At 73.4% G+C, this 12,852-nt stretch carries 12 protein-coding genes and 1 pseudogene; 4 read left to right on the top strand and 9 right to left on the bottom strand.

Annotated elements, in window-relative coordinates:
- The first annotated feature begins 15 nt into the window (after positions 1-15).
- Positions 16-300 carry a hypothetical protein gene (locus tag CP973_RS25185; RefSeq protein ID WP_150245516.1) on the top strand — a complete coding sequence of 95 codons (285 nt, stop codon included), beginning with the start codon at positions 16-18 and terminating at the stop codon, positions 298-300.
- Positions 301-747: 447 nt separating this feature from the next.
- Here CP973_RS25185 and egtD read toward each other — a convergent pair whose 3' ends face one another.
- From egtD to CP973_RS41120, 5 genes and pseudogenes are all read right to left on the bottom strand, one after another.
- Positions 748-1,713, bottom strand: coding sequence for an L-histidine N(alpha)-methyltransferase (gene egtD / locus CP973_RS25180; RefSeq protein WP_150245513.1), 966 nt, complete (start codon positions 1,711-1,713; stop codon positions 748-750).
- Entirely contained in the window at positions 1,710-2,465 is a 756-nt protein-coding gene (egtC, locus tag CP973_RS25175; protein WP_150245510.1) for an ergothioneine biosynthesis protein EgtC, read from the bottom strand. The genes egtD and egtC overlap by 4 nt, the downstream gene beginning before the upstream one ends.
- Positions 2,466-2,670: 205 nt before the next feature.
- Complete coding sequence (egtB, locus tag CP973_RS25170; RefSeq protein WP_150245507.1) at positions 2,671-3,987, bottom strand: ergothioneine biosynthesis protein EgtB; 1,317 nt, start codon at positions 3,985-3,987, stop codon at positions 2,671-2,673.
- Positions 3,988-4,247: 260 nt separating this feature from the next.
- Positions 4,248-5,486 (bottom strand): annotated as a pseudogene (egtA, locus tag CP973_RS25165) (ergothioneine biosynthesis glutamate--cysteine ligase EgtA); the annotation flags it as partial.
- A 461-nt stretch (positions 5,487-5,947) separates the two neighbouring features.
- Positions 5,948-6,067, bottom strand: a complete 120-nt coding sequence (locus CP973_RS41120) for a pentapeptide repeat-containing protein (RefSeq protein ID WP_244409996.1) — start codon at positions 6,065-6,067, stop codon at positions 5,948-5,950.
- Between the two features lie 77 nt (positions 6,068-6,144).
- Here CP973_RS41120 and CP973_RS25160 point away from each other — a divergent pair, with 77 nt between their 5' ends.
- Positions 6,145-6,657 carry a phosphatase domain-containing protein gene (locus CP973_RS25160; RefSeq protein ID WP_150245504.1) on the top strand — a complete coding sequence of 171 codons (513 nt, stop codon included), beginning with the start codon at positions 6,145-6,147 and terminating at the stop codon, positions 6,655-6,657.
- 53 nt (positions 6,658-6,710) lie between these two features.
- Here CP973_RS25160 and CP973_RS25155 read toward each other — a convergent pair whose 3' ends face one another.
- Positions 6,711-7,325, bottom strand: coding sequence for an AAA family ATPase (locus CP973_RS25155; protein WP_150245501.1), 615 nt, complete (start codon positions 7,323-7,325; stop codon positions 6,711-6,713).
- 7 nt (positions 7,326-7,332) lie between these two features.
- Positions 7,333-7,941, bottom strand: coding sequence for a CGNR zinc finger domain-containing protein (locus tag CP973_RS25150; protein WP_244409995.1), 609 nt, complete (start codon positions 7,939-7,941; stop codon positions 7,333-7,335).
- Between the two features lie 137 nt (positions 7,942-8,078).
- On the opposite strand from CP973_RS25150, the gene CP973_RS25145 reads away from it, so the two are divergent.
- Positions 8,079-8,927 carry an alpha/beta fold hydrolase gene (locus CP973_RS25145; protein WP_244409994.1) on the top strand — a complete coding sequence of 283 codons (849 nt, stop codon included), beginning with the start codon at positions 8,079-8,081 and terminating at the stop codon, positions 8,925-8,927.
- A 19-nt stretch (positions 8,928-8,946) separates the two neighbouring features.
- Here CP973_RS25145 and CP973_RS25140 read toward each other — a convergent pair whose 3' ends face one another.
- Positions 8,947-9,762 (bottom strand): class I SAM-dependent methyltransferase, encoded by an 816-nt coding sequence (locus CP973_RS25140; protein ID WP_244409993.1) that lies wholly within the window; start codon positions 9,760-9,762, stop codon positions 8,947-8,949.
- A 281-nt stretch (positions 9,763-10,043) separates the two neighbouring features.
- Between CP973_RS25140 and CP973_RS25135 the strand changes: the two genes are divergently transcribed.
- Positions 10,044-11,165 (top strand): selina-4(15),7(11)-diene synthase, encoded by a 1,122-nt coding sequence (locus tag CP973_RS25135; protein ID WP_150245496.1) that lies wholly within the window; start codon positions 10,044-10,046, stop codon positions 11,163-11,165.
- Positions 11,166-11,204: 39 nt separating this feature from the next.
- On the opposite strand, the gene CP973_RS25130 is transcribed toward CP973_RS25135, so the two are convergent.
- Entirely contained in the window at positions 11,205-12,842 is a 1,638-nt protein-coding gene (locus CP973_RS25130; protein WP_150245493.1) for a phytoene desaturase family protein, read from the bottom strand.
- Between the last annotated feature and the right edge of the window lie 10 nt (positions 12,843-12,852).

The raw sequence follows: 12,852 nt of genomic DNA, 5'->3' as shown, positions 1-12,852 counted from the left end.
AGGAAACGTCGTCGGATGTATCTTCTCGATGATCGATTCTCAACCGCGGTCGCCTTCGTCGAAGGCTTCAGCGCGGCCCATGACGAAAATCCGTTGAACGGATTCCAGGAATGGGTGTGCAGGCGGATGGTCGGCGGGTACTCTTCTCGTCACTGGGCGTATGTACTCGCCTCCGCTCAGGTGCCCGGGATGGCTGATGGCAACATGTCCATCGATCGAATCCCTCACGAGTTGGAGAATGGCCTGATCGAGATGATGCTTGACCTCCTTGAGGAATTCTCGAACCGGCCTGTTAGCTGAGATCTACGAGTCAGAACGGTCCCGGCGCCGCCGGGATCAGCACCGTCCGAGTCAGATGGTGTAAGAGCCGTGGAATGCAGAAGCCCCATCGGACCGCTTCCGGTGGGGCTTCTGCGGTGTGTGACGGGAATATCAGCGGACGGCTGCTGTGGCGGGCGGTCGTCGATGCGTCTCGAAACGGCTGAGGGCGCTGTCAGAGTGCGTACGGCTTGCGTGGGCGGCGGAGTAGGCGGGACCTGTGCATAGATGGTGGCGGTGATGCCGATGCAAGCGTGGTCGGCTAGTTCCTTGATTACGGCGAGCCGACGGATCGGCGGTATGGCGTAGGAGCCTGCCGAAGCCCCTTCGGCAGGTCCCGTCATGCTGGTGCGACAACGTCATGCGCAAGGTATGCAGACGATAGAGGTCGGCCACCGTCCAAGTTCGCCCATCACCCCACCCTTCGTCTCATCCGCCCCGCACAGCCAACGCAACCCCGAACCTCTCCGCCTCATCTGTCCACCACCGGCTCATCTTGAACCCGGCGGCGCCCAGTTCCCCCCGTACGCCTTCCTCCCGGAACTTCGCCGAGATCTCCGTCCGGATCTCCTCACCCTCCGCGAACGGCACCGCCAGATCCAGCGCCGGCACCTTCACGGTCAATTCCTTCTTTGCGCGCAGCCGCATCTCGATCCATTCCTGCTCCGCGTTCCACAACGCCACATGCTCGAAGTCCGCCGGGTCGAAGTCGGCCTCCAGTTCTCGGTTGATGACGTTGAGGACGTTCTTGTTGAACTCGGCGGTTACGCCTGTTGGGTCGTCGTAGGCGGCTACGAGGGTTGCCTCGTCCTTGACGAGGTCGGTGCCTAGGAGCAGCGCGTCGCCGGGGGACAACAGGTCGTGGGCGGCGCGGAGGAACGTGGCTCGTTCCTCGGGGAGGAGGTTGCCTATGGTGCCGCCCAGGAAGGCGAGGAGGCGCGGGCCGGGGGTGCCGGGGAGGGCGAAGCCCTGTTGGAAGTCGGCCACCAAGGCGTGGACGGTCAGGGTGGGGTGGAGGGCCAGGAGGGATGCACCGGCGGCGGTGAGGGCGGATTCGCTGACGTCGACCGGGACATAGGTGTGCAGGTCCGTCAGGGCCGCGATGAGGTGGCGGGTTTTTTCGGAGGAGCCGGAGCCGAGTTCGACCAGGGTGCGGGCGCCGGTGGCGGCGGCGATCTCGGTGGAACGGGTGGTGAGGATTTCGCGTTCGGCGCGGGTCGGGTAGTAGTCCGGCAGTGTGGTGATCTCGTCGAAGAGTTCGCTGCCGCGGGCGTCGTAGAACCACTTGGGCGGGAGTTGCTTCGGTGTGCGGGTCAGTCCGTGGGCGACGTCGGCGCGGAGCGCGGCGGTGGTGGCGTCGGCGGGCAGGGTGCGGGTGACGGTGAGGGGACTCACTCGGCGGGCTCCTTGAGCGGGGTGAGAAGGACGTCGGTGGGCGTGGCCGCGAGCAGCGTGTACGGCGGGACCTCGGTCCAGTGGGGGGAGGCGTCGTACGGCTCGGAGGCGACGGTGATGCCGCGGCCGGGGTCGGCGAGGTGGAACAGGGAGTCGCCCCAGGTGGTCGCGGCGATGGTAGCGCCGTCGGTCAGGAGCAGGTTCAGCCGGGCGCCGGGCGCGGCGGCGGCAACTTCCGTGACGGTGTCGGCCAGGGCTTCGGCGGGGTCCATGCCGGCGCTGAGCCGGTGGTGCACCAGGGCCCAGATGAAGGCCGAGTCGCAGCGGGCCTGGAGGGAGAGGAGCCGGTGCGGGGGAAGTCCGGCGGCCAGGCCGGACAGGGAATCGGGCCAGCCGGGTACGGCGCCGTTGTGGCTGAACAGCCACGGCCCGTCGGCGAACGGAGCTGCGGCCGCCTCGGCGTCCGCGCCGGCGAAGGTGGCGTCCCGTACGGCGGCGAGCAGCGCGGTGGTGCGCACCACCCGGCACAGATCCAGGACGCCGGTGTCGGCCCAGATGGGCCCGGCTCTGCGGTAGCGGGCGGGCACCGGGTCGCCGGGCGCGTACCAGCCGACGCCGAAGCCGTCCGCGTTGACCGTGCCGTGGACCTGGTGCCGGGGCTGCCAGGACTGGCGGTACAAGCCGTGGGAGGGTGCGGTGATGAGGTGGCCGAGCGGCACCTCCGGGCCCAGGTAGGCGAGGTGACGGCACATCAGCATCGCCTCCCGGGGGCGTGTGGGCCTGCGGGCGTGTCCCCCGCCGGGGCCGGGCCCGGGGCCAGGGCCGGAGACAGGGCCGGGCCCGGGGCCAGGGCTGGGGCCGGAGACAGGGCCAGGGCCCGAGACAGGGCCAGGGCCAGAGCTGGGGCCGGTGCCGAAGCTGGTGCCGGTGCCGGTGCCGGTGCCGGTGCCGGGCCCCTCATGCGCCCGCCGTCCCGGCGTCCCGCGCCGTGCGGAAGCCGGAGAAGATCTGGCGCCGTACCGGCAGGTCCCAGTTGCGGAAGGTGCCCCGGCAGGCGACCGGGTCCACGGCGAAGGAGCCGCCGCGCAGCACCTTGTACGGCCCGCCGAAGAACACCTCCGAGTACTCCCGGTAGGGGAAGGCGGCGAAGCCGGGGTAGGGGAGGAAGTCGCTGGCCGTCCATTCCCATACGTCGCCGATCAGCTGGCGTACGCCGAGCGGCGACTGGCCGTCCGGGTAGCTGCCGACGGGAGCGGGGCGCAGGTGCCGCTGGCCCAGGTTGGCGTGAGTGGGGCCGGGGTCCTCGTCGCCCCACGGGTAGCGCCGCGACCGGCCGGTGGCCGGGTCGTGCCGGGCCGCCTTCTCCCACTCCTCCTCCGTGGGCAGCCGCCGTCCCGCCCACCGCGCGTACGCGTCGGCCTCGTACCAGCTCACGTGCAGCACCGGCTCCTGCGGCGGCACCGGCTCGGTGACGCCGAAGCGCCGCCGCAGCCACTGCCCGCCCTCCCGGTGCCAGAACAGCGGCGCGTGCAGCCGGTGTTCGCGTACGTGGTCCCAGCCCTCGGGGGACCACCAGCGCTCGTCGTCGTACCCGCCGTCCTCGATGAAGTCCTGGTACGCGCCGTTGCTCACCGGCGTGGTGTCGATGAGGAAGGCCGGCAGGAGGCGGCGGTGCGCGGGGCGCTCGTTGTCCAGGGCCCATGGTTCGGTGGAGGTGCCCATCGTGAACGGGCCGCCGGGTACGAGGACTTCGGTGGGCAGGATGCCGTCCGATGTCACCGGCGGCTCGGGGGCCGTGAGCACGGCCGGGCCGCGGCGCAGCTGGTGCGTGATGAGCATGGTCTCGTCGTGCTGCTGCTCGTGCTGCGCGATCATGCCGAACGCGAAGCCGGAGTCGAGCAGTGGCGCGCCGCGCAGTGGACTGCTCTCCAGGACGTCCAGTACGCGGGTGCGTACGTCCGTGACGTAGCCGTGTGCTTCGGCGGGCGGCAGCAGCGGCAGGGACGGGCGCTCGGCGCGCGGGTGTTCGAAGGCGTCGTAGACGGAGTCGATGTCCGGGCGCAGCGCCTCCTGCTTGCCGACCGCGCGCAGCAGCCACTGCTCCTCCTGGTTGCCGATGTGTGCCAGGTCCCACACCAGCGGAGACATCAGGGGCGAGTGCTGCGCGGTGAGGTCGTGGTCGTCGACGCAAGTGGTCAGCAGGCGGGTGCGGTCGCGCGCGGCGAGCAGCGCTCGCGCCGCGCGTTCCCGGAGCGATTCGGGATCGTGGGTCACAGGCTGTCCTTCCCAGGGGTGAGCTCGTCCTCGTACGCGGCGTACGGCGCTGCCGGTGACCCGGCGGGCGGCGCGGGCACGGGCGGTTCGGGCGCGGGCACGGGTGGCCGGGCCTGCGGCGCGGCGGGGGCGGCCTCGTCCACGTGCGCCTCGTTCGCGCGCGTCCTGTCCGCGTGTGCCTCGTTCGCGCGCGTGCTGTCCGCGTGTGCCTCGTCGGCATGCGTGCTGTCCGCGTGCGCCTCGTTCGCGTACGCCCCGTCCGCGTACGCCCCGTCCAGCAGGTCGTCCGCCGGGCAGCGTCCGCGCGCCACGTACTGCTCGGTGAACCGGGCGACCGCGCCGGTCACCTCGGCCGAGGCGCCCAGCCGGGGCAGCGCCTCCTGCGCGATGGTGAAGCAGGCGAGCGCGGCGGCGTGCAGCTCGGGGTCGCTCAGCGCGCCACGGGTGGCGTGCCGCCACAGCGGGTTGCGCGGCGCCGGCCGCGCGCCGGCCGTCTCCGCGAGCGGCTTGACCACGCGGTACGCGCTCTCGGCGGCCCCGGGGTCGTCGAACAGCGCGGCCGTGACGGCCAGCGGCACGATCCAGCCGCCGTCCCCCGGCTGCGCGTCGATCATGCGCAGTTCCAGGTGGCCGCGCGGGCGTACGGGCGGGAAGAGCGTGGTGACGTGGTAGTCGAGATCCTCCTCGGTGGGCGGGCGCGGCGCGCCCGTGCGGATCCAGTCGCGGAACGTCAGCCCCTCGGGCGCGTCCCACGGGCCGTCGTCGCTGCGTACGCACATCACGGGCGCGTCCAGTACGTACCCGGCCCAGGCGGTGCGCGGGTCGGGGCCGTCCGGCGGGGCGAGGGTGCGGGCCGGGTCCATCTGCGACCACACCACCTGGCGGGTGGAGCGGTATCCGGTCGGGCAGCCCTCGCTGACCGGCGAGTTGGCGAAGGCGGCGACCAGCACCGCACCCAGCAGGTGGGCCAGTCTCCAGCGGCGGCCGAGCCCCAGCGGGCCCGGCTCCTCGTGGCCGGCGTCCACGCAGACCTGTACGGAGGCGGTGCCGCACATCATGGACCGGCCGGCCGGGCCCCAGCGGTCGAAGTACGCCTCCATGGCGTTGTACCGGGGATCGGTGAGGACCCGCCGGGGCGGGTGCCAGGGGTTGTGGCCGTGGCCCGCCATGCCGAGGCCCAGCTCCCGCATGGCGGGGCGCACCAGGGCCAGGTCGGCCGAGACGGCCTCGATACAGGCGGTGAGGGAGGCGGCGGGCAGCGAGCTGAGCTCCAGCTGTCCGCCGGGTTCGAAGGTGAGGGCCGACCGCAGGGGGAGGGCACGCAGTGCGGTGGCCGCTTCGCGGTGTCGTACGGGGTCGACGGGACATCGGGGGTTGCGGGCGTCGTGCACGAGCCATTCGATCTCGACGCCTATGTGGCGGGGTGGTCCGGTCTTGAAGCAGATGCCCCGCAAGTGGGCCTCCAGCTCCGCCTCCGTGACCGACGGACGTGCAGGCATGGGCTCCAACTCCTTCGGGCCGGGACGGCGGCTGCCGTCCGGCGGCGGAATGGCCGCCCTCCACCCAATCGGGTGCGGGCGGTGCGCTCAAGGGCACATTCTCGTCGGCCCGGCGTCCGCGCGCGAGGGCACATACCGGTGCCGGGCCGCCCGGAGGGCCGCTGCGGCCACTGCTGCCTGGGAGTTTTCGGGGAGGAAGAAGGTGCGATTGCTTCGATTCTTTGTGCGAATTTGAGATGCGGTCAGGTGCGGACCGGTGTGTCGCTTCAGCTGTACGGCTTCCACCGGGCCGGTGTGTCGCTTCGGCTGTACGGCCTTCACCGGCCGGTGTCCCTTTACGAGCCGTACGGTCTCCATCGCCGGTGTCCCTTTGCGGGTCGTACGGTGTCCACCCGGTCGGCGCCCCTCTGCGGGCGTACGGTGTCCATCGCGCCCGGCCTCCCCCCACAAGCCGTACGACATCAGGAGGCCTCCACCGCCAGTTGGACGGCGAGGACCGCCCCGGCCAGGACCGTCCCGTCGAGGACCGCCCCGGCCAGGACCGTCCCGTCAAGGACCGCCCCGGCCAGGGCAATGCCCACGCGCAGCAGAAGAGTGCCGCGCCGGCCGGCCTCCCGTACGATCCACTCGGCCGCCGGTACGGGAACGAAGGGGCGCGATGACGAGAACGGGACGGGGCGGGCGCGGCGCGGGGGCGCGGCCCCTGGCGGTGTTCGATCTGGACGGCACGCTCGCCGACACCGCGCACCGCCAGCACTTCCTGGAGCGCAGGCCACGCGACTGGAACGGCTTCTTCGCGGCGGCGCCCGACGACCCGCCGCTCGCGCCGGGCGTGGCGCTGGCCCGGGAGAGCGCCGAGGACTGCGAGATCGTCTACCTCACCGGCCGTCCCGAGCGCTGCCGCCGGGACACCCTGGCCTGGCTCGACCGGCACGGCCTGCCCGGGGGCCGCCTGTACATGCGCCCGGACAACGACCGGCGCCCGGCCCGCCACACCAAGCTGGAACTGCTGCGCCGCCTCGCGGGCGGCCGCGACGTACGCCATGTCGTGGACGACGACGAACTGGTCTGTGCCGCCTGTGAACAGGCGGGCTTCCCGGTCGTACGGGCCCGCTGGGCGGCGCCTTCCGCCGAACTGAAGGACGCGCAGGAGCGGGAGGGGCGGACCTGAGGCGGTAGGGAGGCGGCGCGTCCCGGGCGGTGCACGGTTTACCGGTCGCGTCGCTACGGTGGCGTATCGGCGTCATTCGCCGTGCCCGCCGGCCGTCGTCCTTCCTCGCGCCACTCGCACCCCTCGAACCGGAACCGCCGCGCGGCCTCGGCCGCCCTCACGCCCTGCGCGCGGCCCGGAACCTCGTGGACGGCGCTGACGCCCTCCGTCAGGAGACGGCGGGCGTCGGCGGTGTCGCGGAGCAGGGCCGCGTAGACGTGGATCCGCGCGTCCGGGATGCGTGTGGCGCGTTCGCGGCTCTGGAGGAGCAGGACCGGCTCGTGGAGCGCGAAGCGCAGTGCGGTGACCGGGGCGCCGGACTTTCGCGCGATGGCCGGCAGCCGTTCGCGGCCCCGGGGCAGGACGTTCGTCGCGTCGATCACGGCGGTGCGCCCCTCGTGCAGCCGCTCGGCGACCCGGCGGTCGCGCTCCTCGAAGACCTGCGCGCCGACCGTGCCCCGGTCGGCACCGGGGCCGAACAGCTCCTCGGCGATGGCGTCGCTCGACACCACGGCCGCGGCGGGCAGCCGGCCCTGGGCGACCAGTGCCCCGGCGAAGGCGCTCTTCCCGGCGGCCGGCGCTCCGACGAGCAGCACCGGTCCGGCCGGGACCAGCACGGAGGTCTCCATCGCGCCGTCATCCACCGCCGTCCGCGCGGGGTGAACGCCCCGTCCGTGCCAGATGGCGGCGGGCCTTGGCGCGGTTGCCGCACCGCTCCATGGAGCACCAGCGGCGGTTGTGCGCGGGGGAGCGGTCGACGAAGCGCAGGGCGCAGCCGTCCGCGCCGCACACGCGCACCCGCCGGACTTCGGGCGAGGGCAGAAGTGCCACCGCGTCCTGCGCGACCAGGGCGAGGCCCGCGGCCAGGTCGGCGGAGGCCGGGGCGGGTGTGGTGGTGGGCATCAACTTGCCGTTGAGCACGGTGAGTTGAGGGGCGGGAGGTGGGTGGGCGGCCGCTGTGCTGTTGAGGAGGGCCAGGTCGGCGGGGGCGGGGAGCGCGCCGTCGGCCGCCGCGAGCACCGCCCGGTCCAGCGCGTCGCGCAGCTTCCGCGCCAGGTCGAGCGCGTCCGCGTCCCGCGCCGCCGGGCGGGCCGGGGCGGTCGTTCCCGTCCACTCCAGCCACCGTCGCAGGTCCTGCGGCACGGCCAGCGTCTCGCGCGGTACGCGCGCCCGGTCCCGCAGCGTGTTGACGAAATCCAGGCACAGCCGCCCGCCGCACCGCGACCACACGTCATCGCTCGACATGCTTGCCACTGTACTAACCCCCTGAGAGGGTTAGTGCGGCGCGGGCCGGGGAGCGGCCCGGCGCTTTGTCGGCTGTGGAACTGCGTGGGAGGCAACAGGTGGCGGACGGTACGACCGCAGGCGGTACGACCACGGGCGTGGCCCAGGTGAACGGCGTACGGCTGCACTACACGAGGGCGGGCTCCGGGCCGCTGGTCGTGCTGCTGCACGGCTGGCCGCAGACCTCCCGCTGCTGGTGGCCGGTCCTCGGCGAACTGGCCCGCCATCACACCGTGGTGGCGCCCGACCTGCGCGGCTACGGCCGCAGCGACAAGCCGACGGCCGGTTATGACAAGCGGACGATGGCCGCCGACATGGCCGGTCTCGTCGAGTCGCTGGGCTTCGGCCGGGCCAGTGTCGTGGGGCACGACCGGGGCGCGCGGGTCGCCCACCGCTGGGCGCTGGACCGGCCCGAACAGGTGGAGCGGATCGCCGTCCTGGACATCGTGCCGACCCGCGAGGTGATGCGCCGGGTGGACGCGACCATCGCCTCCGGGTACTGGCACTGGTTCTTCCACCTCCAGCCCGACCTGCCCGAGCGGCTGGCCGGCCAGGACGTGCGCGGCTACCTGGAGTACTTCTTCGAGCGCTGGACCTACAACCGGCACGCGCTGACCGACGAGGCCGTGGACGCGTACGTGGCGGCGTTCTCCCGCCCCGGCGCGCTGCGCGCGGGCTTCGACGACTACCGGGCCGTGGAGGCCGACACCGCCCTGGACGACGCGGACTTCGCCGAGGGGCGGCTGCTGACCGTACCCGTACTGGCCCTGTGGGGAGCGGCCGGCCTGCCCGCGCGACTGCCGACGCTGGACATCTGGCGGGACCACTCGGCCCGTCCGGAGCAGGTCACCGGCGCCGAGATCCCGGAGTGCGGGCACTTCATCGCGGAGGAGGCGCCGGAGGCGCTGCTCGCGCATCTGCGGGACTTCCTGCCGGGGGCCGCGTGATGTGGCGCCGGGACTGTGCTCATGTCCGCCCGCAGGTCAGCAGGGCGGTGTGGGGGAGCGCGAGCAGCCCGTCCGGGCCCGTGAACTCCGCGCACAGAGCGTCGTACTGACGTCTGGCCTCGGTGACGACCTCGGGCGGTTGGCTCACCAGGATCCGCCCAACCGACGCCACCCCGGCGGCGGGCCCGCTCCACCACTGCTCGGCCGTGGTCCGGTGCTCCCAGGCAAGGGTCTCGCAGCGGACGCCGGTGAGGCCCGCTTCGCTCAGCAGGCGGGCGAAGCCCCCTTCCGTACGCGGGAAGTCGTCCTCGGGGGCGAGCGTGGGCAGTCCGGCGGGCCGGGAGACGCCCGCGGCCTGAAGGGCGCGGCCGAACAGGGCCTGGCCGGGCGCCGGCGGGGTCGCCCAGACGGTGAGCGCGATCCGGCCGCCCGGCCGGGTGACCCGGCGCAGTTCGGTGAGCGCCGCGCGGGGGCGTCCGACGTGGTTGAGGACGAAATTGCCCACCACGGCGCCGAAACGGCCGTCGGCGAAGGGGAGGCGGGGCAGCGCGGCGACGTACACGGCCGCGTCCGGGGCGGTCTCCGCCGCGCGAGCGGCCATGCCGGGGTCCGCGTCCACGGCCGTCACCGCGGCGCCCCGGTCGGCAGCGGCACGGGCGGCGGCGCCGGTTCCGGTTCCGGCGTCGAGCACGCGCAGGCCGGGGCGCAACTCTGCCGCGTCGAGCAGCGCGGGTACCGGGTGGGCGCAGAGCGGGGCGAAGCTCCGTTCGTACGCCGCGGCCCGCCCGGCCCAGGCCCGGCGCTCCGCCTCGTCGAAGGGCGTGGAGATCGTCACAGTGCCTCCGTCCGTGCGCGGTCCGCGGCCGATGCCCCGTCAGGGCCCGTGGGCCCGCTGCCCGGCATACGGGCCGCCCGGCCCGCTGTGAGTGGTGCGGAAGGCCGGTGCCGAGGGAACCGGATGCCGGCCCTCCAGAAACTTGTCATAGACACCAAGACGCTATTGGATCAGGACCCCGGGGTGCGTACTATGCGCCATAGTTGATCAGTCAAGAATCGGACTGCCTGATTCCGTATCCTGGTCGACCGTGCCGTGCCGATGCTGAGAGGTGGTCACGCGTGGGACCCGAGCTGACCGTTCCGCCGACCTGGTCGCCCCTTCCCCCCGCCCTCCATCCCCGGCACCTGGAGATCGAAGCCCGCACGACGGCCTGGGCGAAACGGTTCTCCATAGGCTCCGACGAACTGCGCGGGCGCCTGGTCACCCATGGGATCGGCGGCTTCGCCGCGCGCATCCTGCCCGACGGCCGCGAGGAGGTCGTCTCCCTGCTCGCCGACTTCGTACTGTGGCTGTTCGGCGTCGACGACGGCTACTGCGAGGAGAGCGACCTCGGGCACGACCCGGGGGAGCTGACGGGCGTACTGCACCGGCTGCTGCGCGTCGCACAGAACCCCGAGTCGCCGACCCTGCCGGGCGACAGCCTCGCCGAGGGGCTGCGCGACCTGCGGCACCGGGTGTCCCGGTACGGCACCGCGGGCCAGGCCGCGCGCTGGATCGACGCCCTGCGCGAGTACTTCTTCTCGGTCGTGTGGGAGGCGTCCTACCGGCGCTCCGGCGCCGTGCCGAGCCTGCCCGACTACACCCTGATGCGCCTGTACGACGGGGCGACCTCGGTCGTGCTGCCGATGCTGGAGATGGGGCACGGCTACGAACTCCAGCCGCACGAGCGCGAGCACACCTCCGTGCGCGCCGCCGCCGAGATGGCCTCCTTCATCATCACCTGGGACAACGACATCTTCTCCCACCACAAGGAGAGCCGCGGGACGGGCTATTACCTCAATGTCCTGAAGGTGCTGCAGAACGAGTACGGCATCTCCCAGGACGAGGCGCTGACCGCGGCGATCGCCCAGCGGGACCGTGTGATGACGCTGTTCATGCGGCTGAGCGCGCACCTGCGGCAGCAGGGCAGCCCGCAGCTGCGCCAGTACCTGCACAACCTGGGCACATTCATCCGCGGGTCACAGGACTGGGGCATCACCTCCCGGCGCTACACCACTCCGGACGACCCGGCCCGGCTGCCCTCGACGCTGCGCTCCACGCCCACCGACAACAGCCGCGCGCCCCTGGACATCCCGGTCATCTCCTGGTGGTGGGGCCTGGTCCCGGACGACGACGCGGTGCCGTACGAGACGGCGGAGGAGGCCCGTAGGCCTGCTGGGACGCTGTCGGCCACCGCCTGACCCCGGCGCGCGGTACTCCTCGTGGCTTCCCGGCGCCTGTCACTCCGTCGGGTCGTCCGGCCGCTCGCCGAGCCGGTTACGGCTCGTCAGCGACCGCTGGAGACGGCTGAGCGCGCTGCTCGGTGACCGCTTGCGCAGGGCGGCGCGCGCTGCGTTGGCGCCGGGCGCGCCGTGCACACCGCCGCCCGGGTGCGCACCGGCCGACGCCAGGTAGAGGCCCTTGACCGGCGTCTCCGGGCGCCCGGTACCCGGTACGGGGCGGAAGACGAGCTGCTGGTGCATGGCGGTCGTACCGCCGTTGATGGCGCCGCCGTGCAGATTGGCGTCGAGGGCCTGCAACGTGGGCGGCGCCAGGATGCGCCGGGCCCGGATACGGCTGCGGAAGCCCGGCGCGTACCGCTCCACCTGCTCCTCCACCCGGTCCGCCATCGCCTGCCGCTCGCCGTCGTGCCAGGCGCCGGTGATGCCGTCGTCCCCGGCGTCCGCCCGCACGTCGTGCGGTACGTGGGTGTACGCCCAGGCCGACTCCGTACCCGCCGGTGAACGGGTGGCGTCGGCGGTGGTCATCTGCCCGAACAGGGCGAACGGCCGGTCCGGCACCCGGCCCGCCGCCAGCTGCGCCGCGAACCGGGTCAGCTCGTCGACGCCGTCGGCCAGGTGCACGGTGCCCGCGGTCGCCGCCTCGGGCGCGGTCCAGGGCACCGGCCCGTCCAGCGCCCAGTCGACCTTGAACGTCGCGAAGTCCCACTGGAAGCGGCGCAGGTCGGCCAGCAGTCGGGCGGGCAGGTGCCGGGCGTCGATCAGCTCGCCGTAGAGGGACGGTACGGAGACGTCGGCCAGCACGGCACGGCCCGCCGGCACCGCCTCGCCGCCCGCGGTGCGCACCGCCACGGCGCGGCCCGCCCGTACGACGACCTCGGTGACGCGCTCGTCGCAGCGCAGCACACCGCCGCGCGCCTCCAGCCGCCGTACCAGGGCCTCGGTCAGCGCCCCCGCGCCGCCGACCGGCACCGGGAAGCCGTACGCCTGGCCGAGCATGGACATCAGCCAGCCGAAACCGCCGCTGCCCGCGGCCTCCGGCGCGAGATCGGCGTGCAGGGCGTTGCCCGCGAGCAGCAGCCGGCCGCCCTCGCCGCCGAACTCCTCGTCACCCAGGCGCCGCACGGGCAGCACCAGTGTGCGGGCCAGCCGCAGACCGCCCGCGCTGTGCAGCCGGGCGGCGAGCCGGGCCGTGGCCACCACCGGCGGGAACGGGGTGAACAGGGCGTTCAGGATGTCCGGCCCCACCCGGTCCCAGATCTCGCACAGGCGCCGCCAGGCGTCGCCGTCGCCCGGCGCGAAACGCTCCAGTCCGTCGGCGGTGGCCGGCATCCGGCGCTCCAGCACCGCGCACCGGCCGTCGGCCAGCGGGTGGGCCAGGACACTGGGCGCGTGGCTCCAGCGCAGCCCGTGGTCCTCCAGGCGCAGCGCGGCCAGTACCGGGGAGGCGGCTGCCAGCGGATAGAAGGAGCTGCACAGGTCGCTGACGTAGTCGGGGTGGACGCCGCGGTCGCTGCGGACCGCGCCGCCCGCTTCCGGCTGCGCCTCCAGGACCTCCACGCTCCAGCCCGCGTCGACCAGCAGATTGGCGGCCACCAGCCCGTTCGGGCCCGCGCCGATCACCACCGCGTCCGGCACGGCCGCCTCC

The sequence above is a fragment of the Streptomyces albofaciens JCM 4342 genome (genome assembly GCF_008634025.1).
Lineage (GTDB): Bacteria > Actinomycetota > Actinomycetes > Streptomycetales > Streptomycetaceae > Streptomyces > Streptomyces albofaciens.
This window is presented reverse-complemented; position numbering and strand designations above follow the sequence as displayed.

Coding starts and splice junctions, on each gene's coding strand:
- CP973_RS25185 (WP_150245516.1), top strand. CDS start 16: ATGTATCTTCTCGATGATCGATTCTCAACCGCGGTCGCCTTCGTCGAA.
- egtC (WP_150245510.1), bottom strand. CDS start 2,465: ATGTGCCGTCACCTCGCCTACCTGGGCCCGGAGGTGCCGCTCGGCCAC.
- CP973_RS25160 (WP_150245504.1), top strand. CDS start 6,145: ATGACGAGAACGGGACGGGGCGGGCGCGGCGCGGGGGCGCGGCCCCTG.
- CP973_RS25155 (WP_150245501.1), bottom strand. CDS start 7,325: ATGGAGACCTCCGTGCTGGTCCCGGCCGGACCGGTGCTGCTCGTCGGA.
- CP973_RS25150 (WP_244409995.1), bottom strand. CDS start 7,941: ATGTCGAGCGATGACGTGTGGTCGCGGTGCGGCGGGCGGCTGTGCCTG.